Origin of the sequence: Micromonospora endophytica (assembly GCF_003236305.1) — a bacterium.
Lineage (GTDB): Bacteria > Actinomycetota > Actinomycetes > Mycobacteriales > Micromonosporaceae > Micromonospora > Micromonospora endophytica.
The window spans coordinates 1-3,664 of record NZ_POTX01000383.1; the positions used below are offsets into that span (position 1 = coordinate 1).

Here is a 3,664-nt window from a genome sequence, read left to right on the forward strand (position 1 = left end):
GGTGAGGAGCTGGCCGGTGGGCGGGGACGGCTCGGGATCGCCCCAGTGTTGGGCCAGGACGAAGAGGCGCGGATCGGGGGCGGGGCTGAGCGCGCAGGCGAAGGCGCCGCGATCGAGGTTGACGGTGGCCAGCACCTCGCCGCCCTCGCGTACCCGCACGCAGCGCCGGTTGCCGACGTCGGCGTACCAGAGGGCACCCTCGGCGTCGAGGCAGATGCCGTCGGGATGGTCGCCGGGCGTGTCCGCCCACACCCGCCGGCCGCTCAGGGCACCGTCGGCGCCGATGTCGTACGCGGTGAGTCGGCTCGCGTACGACTCGGCGACGATCAGGGTGCTGCCGTCGGCGCTGATCGCCATGCCGTTGGGGAAGGCGAGGTCGTCGGCCACCTGCGCGACGGTGCCGTCCGGGGTGACCCGCACGATCAGACCGGGGGTGAACTCGCCGCCGGGAAAGTCGAAGTTGATGGTGTTGACGTACGCGTTGCCGTGCGCGTCGACCACGATGTCGTTCCACGGCTTGTCTGCGATCGGGCCGAGATCGGCGTACGGGATCAGTGTGCCGTCCGGCTCGCGGCGCAGCAGCCGACGTTGGTTCGAGTCGACCACGAGCAGTCGCCCGTCCGGCAGGAAGTCGATGCACATCGGGAAGGACTCGACGGTGGCCTCCACCTGATGGCTGCCGTCGGCGGCGAGCGAGATCACCTGATGCGCGCCCCAGTCGGCGAACCAGAGCCGCCCGTCGTGCCAGCGCGGCGACTCGCCGAACACGATGCCTTCCATCAGGATTTCTGGTCCGCTCATGCCCTGCCCCTCCGCCAGCCAGCACCCGTCGACACCATCATCGACACGGGTCTGACATCCCGCCGGGATTCGGCTCCCCCGCACCGGGAGCCGAACCCCGACGCGGGTCATTCGGCGCGGAGGTGGTCCAGGTCGTGCGTGCCGGGGCTGACCCAGATCAGGATTCCGCGTACGTCGGTCAGGGCCGACGCGTCACAGGAGAGCTGGGTCAGCAGGTCGATCTCCACGGTGGCGGTGGTGTCCTGGTTGACCCAGCCGAACGTCGACTGGCACCAGGCCCAGCCGGCACCGGTCTGCAGGGCGATCGAGGTGGAGGTGCCCGCCGACGGCGAGGTACGCAGGTCGTAGCGGAGCACGCTCTTGGCCGACAGGTCCACCGGCTCGGGCAGCGCCACCCCGAACCAGCCGCCGCCGGTGGCGGTGACCCGCAGCCCGTACCCGCCGTTGGTGGCGAAGCTGTCCGTCCGGGCCAGGGTGCCGGCGTCGGTCTGCCAGTCGCCCGGGGCCCAGCCCTCCAGGCCGGACTCCCACGAGGCCAGCACGATCGCGTCGCCAGGTGCGGGCTTGACGGTGACTGTCAACTCGGCGACGTTGGAGAGCCGGCCGGCGCTGTCGCGGACGGTGTAGGCGGCTACCGCGCGGCCCTGGAACCCGTCGGTCGGGGTGAACTCCACCCGACCACCCGGGCCGAGCGCGAAACGACCGCCGGGGACCGCCACGGCACGCTGCTGTCCGCGTACCCCCGGATTGAGGTCTGTGGTGGACGGCCGGACACTGCCGGCGTACGCGATGTCGTTGCTTGTCGGGGTGAGGGTGACCGGCGTGCTGGCCTCGGTGACCGCGGAGTCGTGGTCGGCGACCGGCGGGCGCGGGCGGACGCCGCGCCGGATGGTCTCCCCCGCGTTGCTCAGGGTGGTGCAGACCGGGCTCGGGCAGTAGACGGTGTAGCCGTCGTAGTCCGGGTAGAGGCTGCCGTCGTCGGAGACGCCGGAGAGGATCCAGTAGAGGAATCCGGCACCGCCGGTACGGATGAACGTGTCGGTCCAGCGCTGGTAGACCGGGTTGCGGGTGGCCTTGTCGTGCCAGCCGAACTCACCCAGCAGGGCCGGCTTGCCGATCCGCTTCGCCTCCCGGTTGTGCCGCTCGATCCAGCGCACACTCCAGTCGGCGTCGGTGCCCCAGTGGTCCGGGTACAGGTGGTAGCCCATCACGTCGACGGCCGGCAGCCGGCTCAGCGCCACCGAGTCCACCCCCTCGCCGCAGTTCACCGTCCAGTGCCCGGCGTCGGGACCGTCGCAGAAGAAGCCCTCGTCGCCGACCCCGACCAGGTGCCGCCGGTCGATCGACTTGATGTGCCGGCTCATCTCGTCCGCCCAGGTGGTGAGCGTCTCGGTGGAGCAGTCCGGCGACGGCGGGTAGACCCCGGAACCCTTGCAGCGCGGCTCGTTCGCCAGCTCCCAGGCCATGATGGTGGGATCATCCTTGTACGCCACCCCGGTCACCGTGTTGACCCGGTTGAGCAGGTGCGTCACCCAGTCGCGGTACCAGCCACGGATCACCGGATCGGTGTAGAAGTCGTCGTGGTGCTCACCGCCGCGCCAGCGGACGTACTGGTCCATGCCGCCGAAGTCGCGCCAGTTGTTCGTCAGCGGGATGATCACGCGGATGCCGGCCCGGCGGGCGGCGTCGAGCACCTGATCGAGACGCTGGAGGCCGTCCGGCCCGTCGTTGATCACCGGTTTCTCACCGTCCCAGTGCTGGAACCACACCCCGTCGGCGGGTCCGTGCACCGAGTCGGTGCCACCCGGCGTGCCGATGTCGAGGAAACCCCAGTGCCGCAGCACCGTGAAACCGGCCGCCTTCGCGTCGGCGAACACGTCGTCGACCATCGTGCGGGACTTGTACATCAGGTAGTAGTTGTTGCTGCCGGCGAAGCGAAACGGCTTGTTGTCGGCGTACAGCCGGTCGCCCTTGCGTACCACGAAGCCCTGGCCCCGGTCGCCGCCCGCCGCCTTCCCCGCCGCCTGCGTGCCTGTCCCCGGCGCGCTCGCCGCCGGGGCCGCCGCCCGGTCCGCCGCCGGGGCCGCCGTTGCCCGGTCCGCCGTTGCCCGGTCCGCCGTTGCCGGGGCCGCCGCCCGGTCCGCCGTTGCCGGGGCCGCCGCCGCGCCCGTCGGGGCCGCCGCCGTCGCGAGCAGGCCGGTCAGGGCCAGCATGACGCCGGCCAGTGTGCTCCTCATCGGATTCCCCTTCGGGTGGTGGTGTTAAGAAGGGGCCCCTCCTCTACACCAGGCGTTAATAGGGGGCCCTTCCTTGCATGTCGTTCACGCAGCGGAGGGTGGGCTGCGTGGTGAGTGCGGTGGGGTCGAGCGGTGCTGCGGAGTGGACGGTGAAGGTTGCCGACTCGCCGGGCAGCAGCGTGATCAGGGCCTCGTCGACCTGCGCGGACGGGTCGAGCCGGTCGGGAAAGAGAGTGAGGTCGCGCAGGATGGTGCGGGCGGTGACCCGGACCCGCTGGCCGCCGTCGGTCGGCTCGACAGTGACGTCGTACTCCGCCGCCGGGTAGTCCATGTCGCGGTCCTCGGCGAAGAACCAGAGCGCCCGGTCGCTGCCGGCATCGGCGACCAGCAGCTCACGCCGGGCCTCGTCGGGCCGCGCCAGCTCCGCCGGCAGCGCCACCGTGACGCTGTCGTACGCCGGGACGTCGAGTTCCAGCGTGGTCTTCGCCCGGGGATCGCCGGTGACGGTCAGCCGGGTGAGCGTCACCGACGCCCGCCACGGTTCGCCACCGTCGTTGACCGCGACCAGCGCCAACCCACCGTCGCGGGGCTGGCTGGCCTCGCGGGGTTGGGCAGCCTCGCGGGGT

Annotated in this window: 2 protein-coding genes and 1 pseudogene; all 3 read right to left on the reverse strand. The window is 71.5% G+C overall.

What is annotated here, in order from left to right; translation table 11 throughout:
- The coding region (locus C1I93_RS29405) for an SMP-30/gluconolactonase/LRE family protein (RefSeq protein ID WP_111246514.1) at window positions 1-801 on the reverse strand (801 nt) is incomplete at its 3' end.
- 107 nt (window positions 802-908) lie between these two features.
- Complete coding sequence (locus tag C1I93_RS29410; RefSeq protein ID WP_146603609.1) at window positions 909-3,038, reverse strand: cellulase family glycosylhydrolase; 2,130 nt, start codon at window positions 3,036-3,038, stop codon at window positions 909-911.
- Window positions 3,039-3,093: 55 nt separating this feature from the next.
- Window positions 3,094-3,664, reverse strand: a pseudogene (locus C1I93_RS29420) (glycoside hydrolase family 2 protein); the annotation flags it as partial.